This is a genomic window from Flavobacteriales bacterium (assembly GCA_016704485.1).
Classification (GTDB): Bacteria; Bacteroidota; Bacteroidia; order Flavobacteriales_F; family PHOS-HE28; genus PHOS-HE28.
Genome location: JADJAA010000001.1, coordinates 1,006,270 through 1,025,677, shown reverse-complemented (window position 1 = coordinate 1,025,677; position 19,408 = coordinate 1,006,270). Strand labels below are relative to the sequence as shown.

At 51.2% G+C, this 19,408-nt stretch carries 15 protein-coding genes; 3 read left to right on the top strand and 12 right to left on the bottom strand.

Annotated elements, in window-relative coordinates:
• Positions 1–4: 4 nt before the first annotated feature.
• On the top strand, positions 5–742 hold the full coding sequence (locus IPF95_04310) for a DNA repair protein RecO C-terminal domain-containing protein (protein ID MBK6473918.1): 738 nt from the start codon (positions 5–7) through the stop codon (positions 740–742).
• Positions 743–773: 31 nt separating this feature from the next.
• A complete protein-coding gene (locus tag IPF95_04305) occupies positions 774–2,888 on the top strand; it encodes a S9 family peptidase (GenBank protein MBK6473917.1) in 2,115 nt (704 codons plus the stop codon).
• Between the two features lie 23 nt (positions 2,889–2,911).
• Here IPF95_04305 and IPF95_04300 read toward each other — a convergent pair whose 3' ends face one another.
• The 9 genes from IPF95_04300 to dut form a co-directional block, all read right to left on the bottom strand.
• Complete coding sequence (locus tag IPF95_04300) at positions 2,912–3,232, bottom strand: hypothetical protein (protein ID MBK6473916.1); 321 nt, start codon at positions 3,230–3,232, stop codon at positions 2,912–2,914.
• Between the two features lie 115 nt (positions 3,233–3,347).
• Complete coding sequence (locus IPF95_04295; protein ID MBK6473915.1) at positions 3,348–4,853, bottom strand: LysM peptidoglycan-binding domain-containing protein; 1,506 nt, start codon at positions 4,851–4,853, stop codon at positions 3,348–3,350.
• 129 nt (positions 4,854–4,982) lie between these two features.
• A complete protein-coding gene (gene gatA, locus IPF95_04290) occupies positions 4,983–6,449 on the bottom strand; it encodes an Asp-tRNA(Asn)/Glu-tRNA(Gln) amidotransferase subunit GatA (GenBank protein MBK6473914.1) in 1,467 nt (488 codons plus the stop codon).
• Positions 6,394–6,564, bottom strand: a complete 171-nt coding sequence (gene tatA, locus IPF95_04285) for a twin-arginine translocase TatA/TatE family subunit (GenBank protein ID MBK6473913.1) — start codon at positions 6,562–6,564, stop codon at positions 6,394–6,396. Before tatA ends, gatA begins: the two co-directional genes overlap by 56 nt.
• A 71-nt stretch (positions 6,565–6,635) precedes the next feature.
• Entirely contained in the window at positions 6,636–7,892 is a 1,257-nt protein-coding gene (locus IPF95_04280) for a peptidoglycan DD-metalloendopeptidase family protein (protein ID MBK6473912.1), read from the bottom strand.
• Positions 7,893–7,982: 90 nt separating this feature from the next.
• Positions 7,983–8,876: a DUF4292 domain-containing protein gene (locus IPF95_04275; protein MBK6473911.1), complete on the bottom strand. Its 894-nt coding sequence runs from the start codon at positions 8,874–8,876 to the stop codon at positions 7,983–7,985.
• Entirely contained in the window at positions 8,873–10,615 is a 1,743-nt protein-coding gene (locus IPF95_04270) for a tetratricopeptide repeat protein (protein ID MBK6473910.1), read from the bottom strand. The genes IPF95_04275 and IPF95_04270 overlap by 4 nt, the downstream gene beginning before the upstream one ends.
• A 98-nt stretch (positions 10,616–10,713) precedes the next feature.
• Positions 10,714–11,736 (bottom strand): NTP transferase domain-containing protein, encoded by a 1,023-nt coding sequence (locus tag IPF95_04265; protein ID MBK6473909.1) that lies wholly within the window; start codon positions 11,734–11,736, stop codon positions 10,714–10,716.
• 13 nt (positions 11,737–11,749) lie between these two features.
• A complete protein-coding gene (gene dut, locus IPF95_04260; GenBank protein ID MBK6473908.1) occupies positions 11,750–12,187 on the bottom strand; it encodes a dUTP diphosphatase in 438 nt (145 codons plus the stop codon).
• A gap of 235 nt (positions 12,188–12,422) precedes the next feature.
• Here dut and IPF95_04255 point away from each other — a divergent pair, with 235 nt between their 5' ends.
• Positions 12,423–13,082 (top strand): T9SS type A sorting domain-containing protein, encoded by a 660-nt coding sequence (locus tag IPF95_04255; GenBank protein ID MBK6473907.1) that lies wholly within the window; start codon positions 12,423–12,425, stop codon positions 13,080–13,082.
• A gap of 1 nt (position 13,083) precedes the next feature.
• Here the strand turns inward: IPF95_04255 and IPF95_04250 are convergent, their stop codons facing one another.
• From IPF95_04250 to IPF95_04240, 3 genes are all read right to left on the bottom strand, one after another.
• Positions 13,084–14,574, bottom strand: a complete 1,491-nt coding sequence (locus tag IPF95_04250; GenBank protein MBK6473906.1) for a polysaccharide biosynthesis protein — start codon at positions 14,572–14,574, stop codon at positions 13,084–13,086.
• A gap of 211 nt (positions 14,575–14,785) precedes the next feature.
• Positions 14,786–15,562, bottom strand: coding sequence for an enoyl-CoA hydratase/isomerase family protein (locus IPF95_04245; GenBank protein MBK6473905.1), 777 nt, complete (start codon positions 15,560–15,562; stop codon positions 14,786–14,788).
• 121 nt (positions 15,563–15,683) lie between these two features.
• Entirely contained in the window at positions 15,684–19,319 is a 3,636-nt protein-coding gene (locus IPF95_04240; protein MBK6473904.1) for a GHKL domain-containing protein, read from the bottom strand.
• Positions 19,320–19,408 lie beyond the last annotated feature (89 nt).

Here is a 19,408-nt window from a genome sequence, read left to right as displayed (position 1 = left end):
AGCCATGCTACATACCACGCGTGCTGTTGTTCTGCGAACCATAAAGCATGGAGATAGAACCGTCGTATTGAAAGCATACACGGAACTATTCGGGTTGCGCAGTTACATGGTCCGCTCTGGTGGAAAAGGAGGAGTCGCCCCTTCGGCATTGCTTCCTTTATCACGCGTGGAACTAGTCGTTACCGAGAATACGGAACGTGAAATGCACACCGTACGCGAGCTCCGTGTAGAAAGGCCCTACACACAACTTCATGTGGATGCCATACGCGGCACCTTGGCCTTATTTACTCAAGAACTTCTGTACAAAGTGCTTCGAGAGGAATCCGAAGATCCCGACCTATTCGCATTCGTGGAAGAAGCTTTGGAAGCAATGGACACAGCTCCCGATGTGCGTTGTTTCCCCTTGGTCATGCTGGTTCATCTCTCCGGGCACCTAGGTTTCTACCCGGAACCTCCCCGACAAGGCGAAGACCGATTCGACCTGAAAGAAGGTCACTTCATTAAAAGCGCGGCCCAGCTGTCTGGCCCGGGCGCCGAACCGGGGGGACATACTCTAGGTCCTCCGTTGAGTGCGCTTCTGGCTCAACTGCTTCAAGTGAACTTCCGTTCGATGGCAACAATTACAATTCCTTCCATGCAAAGAAGGGAACTTTTGGAACGCCTACTGCTCTATTATCGGTTGCATGTAACAGGGTTGGGCGAAATGCGTTCACCGGCGGTGCTGCATCAGGTTCTGGGGTAGGGGGGCGTAACTTGCGGCCGTATTAGAAACCATGGAATTTCCTACTCGGCATGTGCCGCCAATTGCCGCGCAGAAGATCAAAGAGATAACTGTTCACGGGCATACGCGGCACGACGCTTACTATTGGATGCGGCTTACTGAGATCCAGCGCGTCACTGTGCCGTACGACGAGCACACTCAAGAGGTCATTGCCCACCTCGCGGCAGAGAACGCGTATAGCGATGCCGTATTAGCTCCCGTAGCGGGTTTGCGCGCCCGACTTTACGAAGAGATCAAGGGGCGTATCAAAGAAACCGACCTCAGTGTGCCGTATCGGGAGAACGGGTATTGGTACCATCACCGGTATGAAGAAGGCAAGGAGTACCCTGTACATGTGCGTCGAAAAGATGAACCGGATGCAGTTGCCGAGGACATTCTGAATGAGAATGAATTGGCCGCAGGTCTAGCTTATTTCGATCTTGCTGATTACGAAATAGACCCAAACAATACAATTGTCGGATACAGTATTGATACGGTCGGTCGCCGCCAATATGAAATTCGGTTCCGCGACCTGCTCACAGGAAAAGAACTACCCGATACGATCCCTGATACCGGTGGTGGTTGTGCATTCGCGGATGACCGTACGGTATTCTATCCCAGACAGGATGAGACCTTACGCAGCTATCGGATCTACAGGCACATTTTAGGGACGGACCCGATCTCTGATGTGCTCGTATATGAAGAAAAGGACGTCACTTTTAGCTGTGATATCTATCGGAGCCGCTCTGATCGTTTCATGATCATAAGCACGGAAAGTAGTTTCAGCAGCGAGCATTTATTTCTCCCGGTTGACCAGCCCGAAGGAACGTTCCAGGTCTTCCTCCCGCGTGAAGAAGAACACGAATATTCAATCATACACGTGCCAGGAGCAGCTCCGGAAGAAGCAGGCAAGTGGTACATCATGACCAACTGGAAAGCCACTAATTTCCGGTTGATGGAGTGCGCCGAAAGTGATACGCGTAAAAAGGCCAAGTGGAAGGAAGTTCTAGCGCATGACCATGAGGTCCTATTGGAAGATGTGGATGTATTCAAAGATCATCTGGTGTTCAGTGAGCGGAAAGACGGCCTTCCGCACATTCGCGTACGGCGGATCAGCGATGGTCATGAACACGAGATCTCATTCAATGACCCTGCCTATGTGTGTTACACAGGGGTCAATACGGAGTGGAACTCGGATCAATTGCGGTTCGGCTATGCTTCGCTTACTACACCAAGCGGCGTTTATCTGCACGACCTGAACACGACCAAGGATACGCTATTGAAACAACAGGAAGTGATCGGGGATTTCGATGCGGCCAATTACAAGAGTGAACGCATTTGGGTAACCGCAGGTGACGGTGTTAAGGTACCCGTGTCGTTGGTTCATCGCAAGGGAACTTTATTGGATGGCACGGCCCCGCTATTGCTTTATGGTTATGGTAGTTACGGGCACAGTATCGACCCTGTTTTCGGCAGTGCACGGTTGAGTCTTTTGGATCGTGGATTCGTGTTCGCAATAGCCCATATTCGGGGCGGCGAAGAGTTGGGCAGAGCGTGGTATGATAACGGTCGTTTGGAATACAAGCTCAATACGTTCACGGATTTCATTGATTGTGCAGTGTCATTGGTTGACCGGAACTATGCGGACCCCAAGCGACTATTCGCATGGGGCGGAAGCGCCGGTGGATTATTGGTCGGTGCAGTATTGAACATGCGTCCGGATCTATGGAAAGCGGTTGTTGCCGAGGTCCCATTTGTAGATGTGGTAACCACCATGCTGGACGATACCATTCCGCTGACCACGGGTGAATACGAAGAGTGGGGCGACCCGAATGAAAAGGAGGCCTATGAACGCATGCTGAGCTATTCGCCGTATGACAACGTAAAGGATGCCGAATACCCGGCCGTATTGGTGATCACAGGACTCCACGATAGCCAAGTACAGTATTGGGAACCTGCAAAGTGGGTTCAGCGACTAAGAAATCACCAAAAAGGCGATGCACCGATTTTGTTGCACACCGACCTGGAAGCGGGTCACGGCGGCGCTACGGGTAGGTTCGAAGCACTTAAGGAAACCGCTTTGATCTACGCGTTCCTGATAGAGCAAGCAGGGTTGAACAATACGTAGTATGAACGATGTATGTGAGCTGTTCAGCTCGCAATACTTTCCACAAGCATGATATCCTCGGGCAACATGGGGATCACATTGATGGGCCCGCCGGACCGGCTTTGAAGCCGCTCGTAATCTCCAATGCTTGCGAAGAACAACTGATGGGCTTCGCCATCATTTGAACCTTCTTGTAGGGGGCTTTCTGCGGTCTTGACCTCCCAGATCACGCCGAAAACTTCGCGACCATTTCGCAATTTGAATCGGCAGTGTTTATGGGCATGCTTTTGAATGATCGTGGTATCCATGGCGAGGGGGCTACTGCTGGAAAGGTACAGCGAACCGCACGCATAGCCTAGCGTCATTTATCAACGATCGTGCTTTTTAAGCTGTCCAAACGCGATTAATGAGCGACCAATTAAGGGGATACGTATCAAAAGAAAAAGTGAAAACAATTGGATAGAGACCCTTGTAGGACCATCAAGAGCCTTGGGCCTTGATCTTGATCTTCTGACCAGGCTTCAAGCCATGGCTCACTACCGCGGAGTTCAAGCGTTTCAGGTCGTCCACGGAAATGCCGGGGTACATGTTTGCGATGCCCCACAACGTATCACCTGGTTGAACGGTGTGGTACGTGTATGCCATATTATTTACAGGCTGCTCGGCTGCTTTCGATTCAGAAGTAGTGGAAGCGGTTTCCAAGTGCTTGCCGACCAACAATTTTTGCCCAGCCCTGATCATGGTTCCGCGGATCCCGTTCATGCTCTTCAACTGAGAAACCGAAATACGGTACTTGCTTGCGATCACCCCTAATGATTCGCCTCGGCGAACAGTATGATACCGGTTCTTGGTAGATGCTTTTGGTGCAGTATTATTCACTGCAATTGTTTCTGGTCGAGGTGCTGGAGGTGCAACGATCGTTCTCGTACGGAAATCAGCCTCATTCGCAACATAAATTCCAGCCGCAGCAACAGGTAAATAGACAGTGGTTGCTTTTGCAGAGGCCGGTACAACGCCGAGCTTCAACATAGGGTTCAACGCAAGTAATGCATCCGGGTCAACGCCGGTAACTGCTGCAACACTGCGCAGATCCATGGCATAGTCCACCTGCACAGTGTCCACATCAAATGCACGGAATGCCGGTGCGACGGGGTATAGATTATGATCCGCGTGGTGCTCGAACAAATAATTCACGGCGATGAATGCAGGAACATATCCACGGGTTTCCCTCGGTAGGTGACCGTAGATGGCCCAGTAATCCTTTGAACCACCACTTCGACGAATTGCCTTGTTCACATTACCCGGGCCGCAGTTATATGCAGCTAGGGCCATTGACCAATCATCGTACATACCATATAAATGCTTCAGGTAAAGACATGCCGCTTCCGTGCTCTTGTATACATCGTGGCGCTCATCGACATAGCTTGTAACATTCATGCCATAGGAGCGGCCTGTAGGTAACATGAATTGCCATAGCCCAGCAGCGCCTGCACGGCTATGTACTGAAGGGTTCAATGCGCTTTCTACAACAGCGAGATACTTCAGTTCCAACGGCATATTGTGCCGATCCAGAGCTTCTTCAAAGATCGGGAAATATAATTCTGAGAGACCGAGCATGCGGCTGCTCATCTCACGTTTACGTGTTACGTATAAGTTGATATACGAGTCCACAACATCATTGTAAGTAAGATCGAAAGGTGTTTCAGCATCCAGGTCGGCAACCCATACTCGCACCTTTTCTTTCGGCCAATCCGGAACAACATCTGGGGCAAAACCATGGATGTTGTGATGACCTGTGTCCGTAGTGAACTTCGAATTCGCGATCCAGGGAAGCCTTGCTAAAGCATCGATATTCGCGATCACTGGGTCGTCTTCCAATAGCACGGTCACGACCGTGTCCGGCATGTAGATCACCTCTTCAACCGGTTGCGCAAAAAGAGCAAACGGAGTAGCAAGCGCAAAAAGGGCTATGTGGCGAAAAGGCATTGACTGCTAAAACATCGTTGCGATGTGGGCGAAGTTATCCCTAATACGGACTTTCTGATGCGTTTGTTGTAGTTGCGCTGTGTTAATGTTTCCATCGTAACGCTGAACATCAGCAAGATAGGGACATTCTCAGAACAACCGCTTGGCTGCTGCTAAGAGCTTCGCCTCCGCAAACGGAGTAGCAGTAAGCTGGATCCCATAGGGTAGACCGTTGCTGTGTGTTCCAGTAGGCAAGCTGATGGCAGGCACGCCGGCCAAGTTTGCTTGCACAGTGAAAATGTCCTGCAGATACATGGCAATTGGATCGTTCACAGCGCCATGCGCAAAAGCGGTACCGGGGCAAGTAGGGCCTAGCAGAATGTCATAGGTTGAGCAAGCCTCGATCGTGCGATCGCGAATGATACGGCGCACACGTTGAGCTTGTGCGTAATACGCATCGTAATAACCAGCACTCAAAACGAATGTGCCAAGTAGAATACGTCGCTGTACTTCCGGCCCGAAGCCTTCTGAGCGGCTTAGGCGATAGGTTTCTTCTACGCCTTTGGCTTTCGTACTTCGATGACCGTAGTGGATTCCATCGAAACGAGCCAAGTTGCTGCTTGCTTCGGCCGTTGCGAGGATATAATAGGCTGGCACTTGGTGATCGAGCAAAGGGATCTCCACTGGTTCAACGGTATGACCTTCGGCCTTTAATCGATCGATCTGGGCTTTTAAATGGGCCACGACCTCGGGATCCATGCCGTCGCGTTCCAAGCCTTCACGGAAATATCCGATCCGGAGTTTTCCCGGATCGGCCAAAGTGACCGGTTCTACTGGCTTACGACTCGTTGTGCTGTCTTTCGGGTCGTGTCCGGCCATAACCTGATAAACCGCGGCCACATCATCAACTGTATGTGCAAAGGGTCCGATCTGATCGAAGCTACTGGCAAAGGCGATCAACCCATAACGACTGACACGGCCGTACGTGGGCTTGAATCCGATCGTGCCAGTGAACGATGCAGGCTGTCGAATGCTTCCGCCAGTATCACTACCCAAGGCCACATGTACAATGTCCGCAGCTACGGATGCTGCTGCGCCGCCGCTTGATCCGCCGGGAACCATATCAGTGTTCACCGGGTTCTTAACGTTGCCGAATGCACTGTTCTCATTGCTACTGCCCATGGCGAACTCATCGCAATTGGTTCGGCCAATGATCACGGCATCAGCCGCCAGAAGGCGTTCAACGGCAGTGGCCGTATAAAGCGATGTGAATCCTTGCAACATCTTGGAGGACGCACTCACCATATGGTCCTTGTAACAGAGGTTGTCCTTGATGCTGATGACCATTCCGGCCAATGGCCCCGCTTTGCCAGCAGCGCGTTTGGAATCAACCGCTTCCGCTTGTGCAATAGCCGATGTGGGGAAGAGTTCCAAGAAAGCGTTCAGGTCCTTTTTTGATACAGCAGAAGCCAATGCTGCTTCTGTGGCAGCAAGCACACTGCCGCCCTTGGACAACACCTCTTTCTCCTCGGAAAAGGTCTTTGTAGAAGGCACAACAGGGTCAGGACTTGGTCTCGTCCTTGGATTTACTGTCGTCCTTGAGGTCTTTACTGGCATCCTTGAACTCCTTCATGCCTTGGCCAAGCCCGCGCATGAGTTCGGGGATCTTCTTACCGCCGAACAAGAGCAATAGCACCACAACTACCAGAACGATCTGCCATGGACCGATCACACCAAGAAGAATGGACAAAGGAAGAAAAGACATCGTGGTCACAGGATTAGGCCGTAAAGGTAATGCATTGCTTATCGGTACAACCACGGCGCTGGATCAGTCTTCTCCAAGCCATTGGCGGTGATCTTCCAGATCTCAATGTGTGCTACGGACCCATTGTCACCGTTCAGGACGGTACCAACGGTTTGTTTGGTGTCGACGTTCTGACCTTTAGCTACGCTTGCCTCGCGCAAGTTGCTGTATACGGTCCTGTACGCGCCATGGCTTATGATCACGGCTTTTCCGGCACCCGGTAACACGATCACGCTGCTAACCTCGCCTCGGAACAATGCCCGCACCGGTGCGCCGATCTCTGTAGTAATATCGATACCGCTATTATCAATTTGGATACCCGCGATCACCGGATGTGCCTGTTTTCCGAATCGGCTGGTGATCACACCTTTCTCAACAGGCCATGGTAATTTGCCTTTGTTCTTCACGAAATCCTCATTCAGTTCTTTTGCCTCCGGGGTAAGTGTGAGATCCAACTTGCCGGTTTTTGCTGCTGTTGAACCCGCCTTCGGTTTCATGCTTTCCTCGATCGCCTTGCGGATGGCCCTGTCAAGTTCCTTCCGTTTGTTTTCTTGTTTCTTTTGGGTCTCCTTCAGTTTACTCTCTTCCTTTTTAAGGCTCTTCAAAGCGGTCTGTTGTCCATTACGGTCACTATCCAGTTTCTGCTTTTCCGCGAGCTGATCGTTCACCAGTTTTTTCTTGTCACTCCTTTGTGTCGTGAGTCCTGCAACGCGCTGTTCAATGGCAGCACTCGTTTCTGAGATCAGCGCAGCTTGTCGTTGGCGTTGTTCGCCGATCTGGTTCAAGTAGCGCGAACGTTTGAATGCTTGTTGAAAGCTACTTGCCGCGAATAAATAGCTCATGCGATCATATGAACTGCGGTTACGATAAGCGAATTGCAGCATGCGTCCATATTCTTCCTTCAATGTTCCCAGGTCTTCGTTCAGGGAAGCTACCATTTGCTCATCGTCCAGGATCTGCTGTTCCACGCGACGTAACTCACCGCTCATGGTGTTGATCAATTGCTGGCGTGTACCGATCTGGCTTTCCAGTAATTGCAATTGCTGCTGCGTAACCCGTTGTTCTTTTTTTGCTTGGTCTATCAGTGCCGTGGTGGTGCGGATCTGTTTATCCAAAGCCGTGCGCTTCTTCTCAAGGTCGCCTTGTGATTGGGCTGAAGAGAAGGTAGGGAGTAAGAGAACAAGAAGTAGGGCGAACCGAATTAGCTGACGCATCATTGAACGTTGATCCATATTTCCGTCGAGGACTGCGATCATATTGGCCGCGAAACTAAGTTCTACACTAACGCATCCATGCGAATTGAACGTATGAAGGCTGACAACGCAGAACTAATAACCGTTCTCTGATCACGGCATCGGAACGAATTTCTCGGGGATCGAGAAGTTCATTTGGAGTGGTCCTTCCAACACGATCCGTGACAACTCAAGCACAGCCGTGGCTTGTCTTCCAGGCTCGGTCAACGTGATGCTGACCTTTGTCGGCATATGATATTGGTCGCTCCCGCCACGCTCCAGATAGTCGATCTCCGCAACTTGGTCACGGACCAGGTCTGCTATTTGCACACGCGTGACCAACATGCTATCGGGTTCCAGCCAGTAACGGAATACGACGGCTTCCACCTCTTCCGCTTTACGCAATGTTCGTTCCAACCTCCGTTCACCCATATCGCGGTCACGGGCCAAAGTGTCGCTGGGGCTAATGTCTTCTGCAGCACGTACGAAGCGGCGTTTTTCTTTGCTGGTCAGAACATATTGGCCGTTCTCGCGATCACTGCGGTACTTTTCGTTCGGTTCCAACCCAATCGGCAACCCCAGAAGGGCGTCCTGAAGTAGATCAAGGTCGGGTTGGATCTTGAATTTCTCCAATGTGGCGGTGGTATCCCCTAAGAAATACTGATCATCGATGCGATTCAAAAGCTTAACGCTATCCTCGGTGATCACCAATCGAGCGGCTTCAATACCCAGTGCAGGAATTACGCTGATCCATGCCGCGCTGTCGGTAACAGATCGGATCAGTGCTTTGAAATTTCTATTTCCGGTCGGTAAACGGAGATCAATTGTGGCCTTTGCAGAATAATAAGGCACCTTCATCCGCTCGGAATTGTTCACGATCCGTTCAATGATCCGTTCTGGAGATCGTGCTGGGATGTCTCTGCCGATAAGGGGTAGCGGTTTGCCGCTCTTGCATGCGCTTGAGGTGAGGAGTGCGAGCAGTACAACTGCTTTTGCTGCTCTCTTCATTCAACGCGAATGCCTTGTTCGATCTTTCGGTCAATTGCCTCAGTAGCACCACCCAGCGTCTTGGCTTTTTTCCATTGCTTCAAGGCTTGATCGACCTCTCCTAATTCGAAGAGAATATCTCCGTAGTGTTCCACAACAACACCATCCGGTGGCGCAGCTGCCAATGTTTTTTCCAACCATGTGCGGGCCTCCGCGTATTTGCCTTGGCGAAAGAGTACCCACCCGTAAGTGTCCATGTATGTGGCTTGTTCGGGTTGTACTTCCAAGGATCGTTTGCTCATACGAGCAGCTTTTTCCAACTGCTCATTCCGCACGCTGAGGTAGTACGCGTAATTGTTCAGCGTACCAGCATTGTCCGGCTCAATGATGAGTGCTTTATCGTAGGCCTGATCGCTCTTTGTGTACTCTTTGCCCTCATTATAGGCATCACCCAAGCTGCTCCAGAACTGTGCTTCTAGCGGGGGATTATCCACAATAAGGTCACGTCCGGCGATCAAGGTCTCCGTTGCTTCATCATGCCTTTTCAATTGGGAAAGCGCTATGCCGTGGTACAAATAATTCTCCGGTACCGTAGGGAACAGACTGATCGCTTCTTCCGCATCACTGCGAAGCCCTTCATAGTCGGCAAGTTGAAGGTCGAGCTGCATGAGCTGCATGTGGATCGGGTAGCGGTCTTTCTCATGCTCCAACGCCTTACGGAATTGATCTCGGGCTTCAGGAAATTTACCATCGCGCAGCAAGAAGTCACCATGGATCGTATGGGGTTTCCCGCTTTCCGGATGTGCTTTTTCCAGGGCTTCGATCAGGTCATATGAACGCTTGATAAGGTCCGGCCGGTCTCCCGGTGTTTCGCCTTCTTTGTTGGTCATTTCAAAGAAGCCTATGAGCACTTGCATTTTGGCATCGACGTCGAGGTCGGGATCAAGGAACGCTTCGCCCAATTCGTTGTAAGCCTCGTCCATCTTGCCCGTGCCATAGTAGTGCTCGGCCAAAGCAATGCGGATCATACTGTTGCTGGGGTCCAATTGCAATGCCTTCTTGTATTGCTCCTGCGCTTTTTCATTATCGCCTTGTTGGGCATAAACCTCTGCTAGCAGTCCTTGGTACTGAGGGGCATCCGGGTCTGATGCAATGGCCCGTTTTACCAAAGCTTCGGCCTCGACCAATTTACTGGTGCCCATTAGCATCCCGAACTCCTGCATGATCAACTCCTCCGTGAGTCCCATGCGCTTTTCAAGATCATCATAAACTTCAATCGCCTCATCGACTTTGCCTCCTTGGGCAAGCGTGTTGGACAGGTCGAAATAGACCTCAAAACGGTCGGGCCACTTTGCTACTACGCCTTTATAGACCTCCGCAGCATCGGCACTTTGTTGGTTCTGGCGATAGAGGTCAGCTAATAGGAAGCGATACCAGATGTTTTCCTTATCGGCAGCAACCGCACGTTTGGCGTAATCAATGGCAGCTGGGAAAGTCTGGGCCTGGTGAGCGAGTTTCGCCAATTCGAACATGGAAGCCGAATTGTTCGGGTCCAACTTCAAACATTGTTGGTAACGCTGAACGGCCTTCGGGAGCTGGCCGCTTAAGCGAGCTTGTGTTGCCTCCATGAACAGACGCATCACTTCCGCACGCTTATCGTTCGGCTGCGGTCCGTTGGCCTCTGTTTCCGGGTCGAATGTTGGATGTTTGTCGGATACTGGTTTTGAAGATCCGCAGGCAGCAAACGTGAGGATCAACACAAACAGAAGGAGATAATTGGAAGAGGCCAGCACTATATGATAGTGCTTGGAGGGTTTTGCCTCCGATCTATCATAACTGCTCCTATTTACTATTTCGTTCATCCGAACGTACTGTCGTCACTTATGCTCAGGTCCAATGCTGTTCCGCTCACGATCGAGCGTTCTCCGATCATGCTGTTATCTATTACGCAGTTCTGTACACGCGTACTACCCCTTAGGATCGAATTGCGCACTACACTGCCGGTGATCGTGGCGCCACTTTCAATGGAAACATTAGGTCCTACCACGGCATCGGTGATCGTAACATTCTCTCCGATGAAGCACGGCGGGATGACCACGCTGTTCACGGTCTTCAAGCTTTTGCTTACCAGATCACCGGGCTTAGAGCCGAGGTCACTCGAGAGAAAACCAAGGACTTTGGTGTTGGTATCCACCATGGCGTTCTTGTTGCCGCAATCCATCCACACATCAACGCTTCCGGCCTTGAAGCGAGCACCTTTCTGCTTCATGTTCTCCATAGCGTTGGTCAACTGGTATTCGCCTTTGTCCTTGATGTCGTTATCGATCAAGAACTGCATTTCCTTTTTCAAGTTGTCGCCATCCGCGAAGTAGTATATGCCGATAATGGCCAGATCGCTTACGAAGGTCTGTGGCTTTTCCACGAACTCGGTAATGATGCCTTTATCGTCCAGCTTCACTACGCCGAACGGCTTAGGGTCTTCTACTTGGTTCACCCAGATGACCCCATCGCAATCCTTGTCAAGTTTCAGTTCTGCTTTGAATAGCGTATCAGCAAAAGCAACGATGACAGGTCCGTTCAATGCGCTCTGTGCGCAGAGAATGGCATGCGCCGTACCCAAGGCTTCCGTTTGGTAATGGATGGTTCCCTTGGCGCCAATGCCTTTCGCGATCGCTATCAATTCCTCTTCCACTTTTTTACCGAAGCGTGGGTGGGTCACGAAAGCGACCTCTTCCACGGACTCACCCGCAACAGCAGCGAGGTCCTCAACTAAGCGTTGAACAATTGGCTTTCCTGCTATCGGCAACAGGGGCTTAGCGGTCGTGTGGGTGTGCGGACGCATCCGCTTGCCCATACCCGCCATGGGTACGATGATCTTCATAGGTTGTATTTACTCACTTAACGCCGGTATGACCAAAGCCTCCTGCGCCACGTTCCGAGGCGCGAAGGTCCGGAACTTCCTTGAAAGTAGCACGCACATACTGCGCAATTACCATTTGGGCCACACGTTCACCGTCCTTCACTTCGAAGATCTCCTGCCCTTGGTTGACGAGCAAAACACCAACTTCCCCACGATAATCGGCATCAATGGTGCCCGGAGAGTTAAGTACTGTTACGCCGTGCTTGAAGGCCAAACCACTGCGCGGTCGTATCTGCGCTTCGGTTCCTTCTGGCAATTCCAGATACAGCCCCGTGGGGATCAGCGCGCGCTGGCCCGGTTCAAGGATCACAGGCTTGTCCAAGTTTGCATGAAGGTCCATGCCTGCGCTGTGCTCCGTGGCGTAGGCAGGTAGCGGGTGATGGCTTCGGTTTATGATGTTGATGTTGGACATGAACTTTTCTGGAGTTGCCACAAAGGAAACAACGGATGGCAGTTAGTGAACGCCGTCCCGAACCATGGAACGAACATGTGAGCTTTTTTAATCTTTGACTGGTACTTTAGCTTTGCTTTTGTCACGGAATAACGATGGCTATCCGTATAGGGGCAATATCCCCATAATTCGGGATTGCAGTCTATCCATGACGCGAATAGCTTGCGCCCATTGTTCAACCAATCCCAGAACACATATGAAACACATTTACATTTTCATACTTGCCACGTTATTCTCCACCGGAGCTATTGCTCAGGTCTGCTCAGGAGGGCCCGGTGCAAATTACATACCCATAACGGAGAATGCGACCATTTCTACTTTCGGAAATTATTGGGTGTGCGAAGGACTTACGGTGGAATTTACGACAACCGCTTTTGTTCAGGTTGAAGATGGGTGTACGATCACGGTAAGTGGTGGTGTACCTGGCAGTAATTTCACTGTCAAGTCGAACGGTTTGGTCATTTTGAATTCTCCGAACCACATCGTTTCTTTCGATAGTACCAATACCACGGTTATTGACAACACCGGGAACAACTACCCATATCCATGTGGAGAAATGGCTTGGAGTTATGCCAATGCACCTGCTGGTGGATGTGCAGCACCCACATCGGTTACGGAGGAAGCTGTTCAGTTGCAATTGAACATTTTTCCGAACCCCGCCAACGATCAACTTGGTCTGCGTTCCGTTGATCGTATCATCCTGGTCAGAATTATTGACCTCAGCGGTCGCGAGGTATTGCGTAGTCCACTAGTAGGAGGCTTGATCGATGTCTCCACTGTTCCTCCCGGCGCTTATCTTGCCATGGTAAGAAACGCCAATGGTGAACGAGCCGAACGTGTGGTGATCTATCGGTGATCTACGAAAGCGTCTTCCGCAGCGCGGAGCCTTCAACACGCCAAATTGCGAATATGAAGCTGGCAAGACCAGCCGCACGAATGCCATAGCCCACAAGCCCGTGTATCTGCAATTGTTCAATGCCCCACCACATCATCACCGCACCTGCCATGTAGAGCAACACACGGCTAACATCATACGGAATAGGGTAGTGCTTTTGCCCCCATACGTAGCTGATCATGGCCATGCCTGCGTAACATGCGAGTGTTGCCCATGCGCTACCCATGTATCCCAGCACGGGGATCAATGCGAAGTTGAATGCAATGGTGATCGCGGCACCAATGATGGCGATGGTGCCGCCGGTCTTGGTACGGTCGGTGAGTTTGTACCACACGCTTTGGTTGTAATAGATGCCGAGGAACACGTTGGCAAGCATAAGGATCGGCACCACACGCAACCCTTCGTGGAATTCCGGATTAGGAATGAACCATTTGAACAGGTCGATGAATAACATCACCACTAAGAATGCGGTCATGCAAACGGCCACGAAAATATTCATGATCCGCGCGAATGTTTCCCGACTGTTCTTCTCTTTCGCATGGCTAAAAAAGAACGGTTCTGCACCCATGCGGAACGCTTGGATGAAGAGCGTGATAAGTACAGCGAGTTTGTAGCACGCACCGTATATCCCGATCTGCGTGTCGGCAATACCCTCTGGCAATAAATACTTCAAAATGATGCGATCAGCAGTCTCGTTGACCATGCCAGCAAGTCCGGCGATCATCAATGGTCCACCGAATAACAACATGCTTCGCAATAGTGGCTTACTGAATTGTTTGAACGCAGGCCATTGTGGGAGGAGCATTACCAGTTTCACACCTGTACTGATCAGGTTGATCAAGAAAACATAACCCACGCCGAAGGACGGATCATACACAGCATCGATCAACGCATTTGAGTTGCCCGCGTTGTACTTCTTCATGCAATAGAGAAAGATGAACAAATTCAGCACCACGTTCACCACAACACTGATGATATTGATCGAAGCAAAACGCCAAGCACGCCCTTGTTGTCGCAAGCGCGCCATAGGGACTGCTGTAAGTGCATCTATGCCGATGATGATAACAAGCAGCAGCACCTCTGTGGAATGCGAAGGAAAGCCGATGCCGCTCGCAATGGACTCGGACAACGAAGCACCCAGAAGCATGAAGACCAGTGAGGAGAAAAGCAGTGCATAGGAAGCCGTTGTGAAGACCGATCCGCTTGACCCTTTTGCGAGGGGCGTGTTCTCATTTGATGTAAAGCGGAAGAACGTTGTCTCCATTCCGAACGTTAGGACGACGTTCAAAAAAGCGGTCCAAGCGTAGAGCGATGTGATCACGCCATACTCGGCTGGTTCGAAAACACCCTTACTCGTGTAGAGTGGCACCAGCAAATAATTAAGGAACCGCGCGCCAATACTACTGGCACCATAGATGGCCGTTTGGCCTGCAAGATTTCTAAGAGCGCTCAAATTAAAAGGTAAATGGAACGCAGTTAAAGCTGATCATTATGATCTAGAAATGATAACGACATGCTTAAAGTGGAGCTTCGGTAGCGGGCCATGCATTCGCCTTATCTTTCAAAGGATTGCTGAAAAAGAGAATGCATAATTGATCGATAGAGTTGAAATAGATCTTCATTTCAGATCTTACCATATCATACACGTCAGCGTCATCAGCGTTCTACCTACCCTTGAACTCAGCCTTCCGTTTTTCCATGAAAGCTGTGGTCCCCTCCACAAAATCGGGCGTACCGAAGCACTTACCGAATTCCTCGATCTCACGATCCATGCCGTTTGCGCCGTGCTCGTAACCGGCATTCACCGCGCGTATGGCCGCAGCTAAAGCGGTAGGACTGTTGCGCGAGATCCTACTCGCTAGTTCCATACACGTGCTCAATAATTGATCCGAAGGCACCACTTGGTTCACTAGTCCCCATTGCAGTGCATCGGCAGCGTTGATCATGCCACCGGTGAAGATCATTTCCATGGCCTTGCCTTTGCCGACCAAACGCGGTAAACGTTGTGTGCCGCCGTAACCCGGAATAACACCCAATGTTACTTCGGGCAATCCCATGCGTGCGGTCTCACTTGCTATCCGGAAATGGCAGCTCATAGCCAATTCCAGTCCGCCGCCAAGTGCAAAACCGTTCACCGCCGCGATCACTGGTTTGTTCAATCGTTCTGCATGATCGAAGAGTTTATTATGGCCATCTGCGCTCAGTGCTTTGCCATCGGCCGTGCTGAAATCGGCGAACTCTTTTATGTCGGCACCAGCAACAAACGCTTTGGCACCGGTACCAGTTATGATCACCACGCGAACGCTCTTGTCGGCTTCGGCGTCGTTCAATGCGCTATCCAATTCCGCAATGGTTGCGCGGTTAAGGGCATTCAACTGATCAGGCCGGTTGATGGTGATCACGCGAACGTGGTCTTTGTTATCGATAAGAAGGTTGGACATGTCAATCAGAAAATTAGATGATCAGAAAAATTGATCCTGATCACTTGGGCAAATGTACCGAGCCAATAACAATGCGTGAATGCTACCCTAAAAGGACCTTGGACATAGACCACTTTAAGCGCTACCTCAACGGCAGCTTCAGAACGAATGTTGTTCCCACGCCTACGTTCGTAGTGAATGTAACAGTGCCGCCAGCAGCTTCAACAATGCGCAACACCATGGCGAGACCTAGGCCCATACCGCTGCTCTTGGTGGTGAAGTTTGGTTGGAAGATGCGTTCGCGGTCGGCTTCTTCAATACCGACCCCGTTGTCTTTTACCTCGGCGACAGCAAGGGTTTTTTCGCGGCGGAGTGTTACCGAGATGTGGGCAACGCGTTCATCCGGAACGGCTTGCATGGCATTCTTCAATAGGTTGTTGAAGACACGAAGGAGTTGCTCACGATCCGCATGGATGAGCAATGGGTCAGCGGTGTTCCGCTCTAATTCGAAGTGAACGTTCGGCGTACCATTGAATACGGAAAGCGCCATCTCGGCCACCTCACCGAGGTCGAGGTCCTCTGGCTTGGCACGTGGCATCCGTGCGAAATCACCGAATGCATTGGCAATGCCACTAAGCACTTCGATCTGTTGTACCATCCCCGTACTGAAGCGATCCAACTTCGCTTCGGCATCCGGTGCATCGGGCGCCCATGTGCGTTGGAAGTGTTGTATGCTCAGCTTCATGGGCGTAAGCGGATTCTTGATCTCGTGTGCAACCTGCTGGGCCATTTCGCGCCATGCGGTCTCTCGCTCACTTCGCGCTAATTTTTCGGCACTCTCACGCAGTTCGTCCACCTTGCGGTTGTATACTTCAACGAGTTGCCCCACTTCATCCTGTCCGCGATAGCGAATGGGTCGGTTGGTACCACCAAGCGCTACTGCACTTAGCGATCGCTTTAAAAGATCAAGTGGGCGTGTTGTCCAATTACTGATGAATACAGCTACAAGAACACTTAACGCAAAGAGCAACACGAAAAGATTTACCACTGCGACCAAAACGCCGTTACGCTCCACTTCCTGTTGCGCTTGATCAGCAAAGGACGGAAGTGCGATATAGGCAAGTACCAATCCGTTACGATCGCGGAGTGGCATGTACGCCGAAAGGAATTTAGCGTTGCCGATCGCTTCTTCCTGGACGAATGAACTGGCATTGTTCAGCACCACGTTCCGATATGCGTCAGGGTCCATCTTCTTGCCAAGAAGACCTGCTGCAAAGATCTGTGGGCGAGATGTGGCGAGCAGTGAACCATGCACATCGTACAGCGTAATATCCGTAAAGAACACGTTACTTGCTCTGCTGAGAAGGTGATCCAAATAGGCGGCGTGATCGCCGTTCAGAACGGTTTCTCCAACGAATTTCTGCTGCAGCTCTGCATGCACCGAACGTGCTTTTTCCATGATCATGGCCTCAAAGCGTTGTATGTATTGCCGCGTGAGCAATCGCTGCGTACCCACTCCGAAGTACACGAGACCCACCAATGCGAAAAAGCCCAATGCTACCCTCACTTTTGCTCCAATGCCCATTGGCGGAATACCGTTGGAACGGATCATGGTATCCAACAGGAATACCAGTGCCACGAGGATGCTGAAAAGGGCGAAGAGGTAACTGAACGTGGTGGCTTGATCTGTGAGGTCCGGTTCCAGCAGGCCCAGGACCAACAATGTTCCGTTGGGATCGCCGATCGCTAGTTGTTCATATCCGTCATCCGCATACCAGAGTAGTCCATCTTCGTCAAGTTTGCGGTCCCAATGCAACGAATAAGGTGTTGCACCTGAGCGGTCCACGAGTTCGCTATTTTCATAGCGCGCTACCGCGTATCGATCCGCGCGTCGCATTAATGGGTCGTCTCCACCTAACAGCAGGTCCGGAAACCCCAATCCTTGTGTTGCAGAACGTGGGTGTAGTTCGATGACTAACTGTGCAGGAGCGGCACTGTCGTTCGGCATTACGGCTACACGTGCATGATAAAAAGCTGTTTGCCCCGGCTGCTCCTGCATGAAGAGGTCGGGCATGTCCACGGCAACCGTTGGAAGCGTGAAGGCACTTTGTGAGCTTCCGAAGCTTTTCGGAGGATCCGGATCGGTCGCACAAAGCGCCTGGCCATCTGGCCCAAATGCGAACAAGCGAACATCGTATCGTTCCCAATATCCATTGAAGAAGCGCTGACGAACACGTTGGTCCAATTCCACTGAACCGCATGGCGATAGCCCGCTGAGCATACCGTACAGGTCATCCGCTTCTCGCAACCTGGGCGCCAATTCCCGGAACATCAATTCAACAACAGGGTCTTCACGCACTGCAAGTCGTTCGGCAAGCACCTGCCTTTCGCGATGCTCGCGGTTGCGCGTATATTTCGTAAGAACGTGAGCGCTAATTCCCGCCACCAGAGCAACTCCAAGCAAGACCTTCCCAAAACCAGGTGTACGGCCAATGCCCCACAATAGAACGAAGAATAAGGGAACGGGCCAAAGGAACAGGAGTGTATCATAAACCCCTATAACATGATGGACCAGTGTGCTCAAGCCGAGTATAAGGGAGCCTGCAATGGCAACGGTTCTGACCGGTGCGTTGGGAATAATTTGTTCAAGAATGGCTGAAGTGAGCAACACCCATGAACCGAAGAGTAGCGCTATGCTCAGTAATGCCAATGCACTGATCGAACTGAGTTCTTGCACGTGGTAAAGGTCAAGGTCCACACTGCTGTCATTCACTAAGCCAATGAACAAATGAGTGACCCATGCAGCATGTATCAGACTTATGGAAAAACCAATTACGACATGTGCAGGTCGAATAATGGAACTGGCGCTTCGCCTTAGTGCTGTCCTTACAAAAGCAGCGATCAAGGCCAAGAGTGAAGCATTAATGAAGAGGTCTCCAAGTGAAGGGAAACGAGCTGAGGCGGCATATAGCGCAGGATCGAAAAACACCAATCGGTTCAATGGTGAATCCGGTGCCCAATAGAGATACAGCAGTCGCACGGCAACTAATATTCCCCCGAATAAAAAGATGCCTGACCAGCGGTATCCGGAGATGACACGTTGCATTGACCAATGCCACAACGCGGAAATGCTAAAGGCAATGGCCATTGAGGCAAGCAATAGGCGTATCCAGACCCAATTGCCCATTTCAAGCGCCCCATCGCGCCAGGCGACGCGGAACATGGTCTTACCTGCCGCGTCCTTCACCTCAGGACCTTCTGTTCCTAACAACATCGCGAACAGACCATTCGGTGCGTTCAATGAAGGGTGAAAACCGCTCTGCATATAGCGGTTCTCCATCGGTGGTGTGGACCATACGGGGCGGAGCGCATGCAACTCCAGGTCACCTTCACGTGCTGAAGCATGGATGTAAAGTCCATTGAAAAGTTTTAGGTGTCTACCCATTTCTCCTCGGAACAAACGCGGTTCCATGGGTGGCGCACCTGTCCAACAGATCAAACTGTCTTTGTACAGACCGAAGTATATGGTGCCATTACGCTCGCGTTCCTGGGCCAAAGGGGCGGTGCGGTCCCGCATCCACTCATCAGCCCCTGTCCGAACAAGATTGGTTAATTCTGATCCCGCGGAGTGATCGAGCGCAACTGCGCCTTGGTCCATTAACTTTTGAATGCGGTGCGACTCTCCAATAGCCTGCTCGGCTGCATCCGGCTCATGAACGGTCCAAGCGAGCACAGCGAAAAGAAAGCCGATAAGAAGTAATAGAAGAGTGCGCCGCATTCGAAAGAGCAAGCCGCAAGGGCCGCGCCAAAGTACGCTACTGATGTGGCAGAAGTCTTGATCGGTCCACCGGGAATAACCTTTTCGTC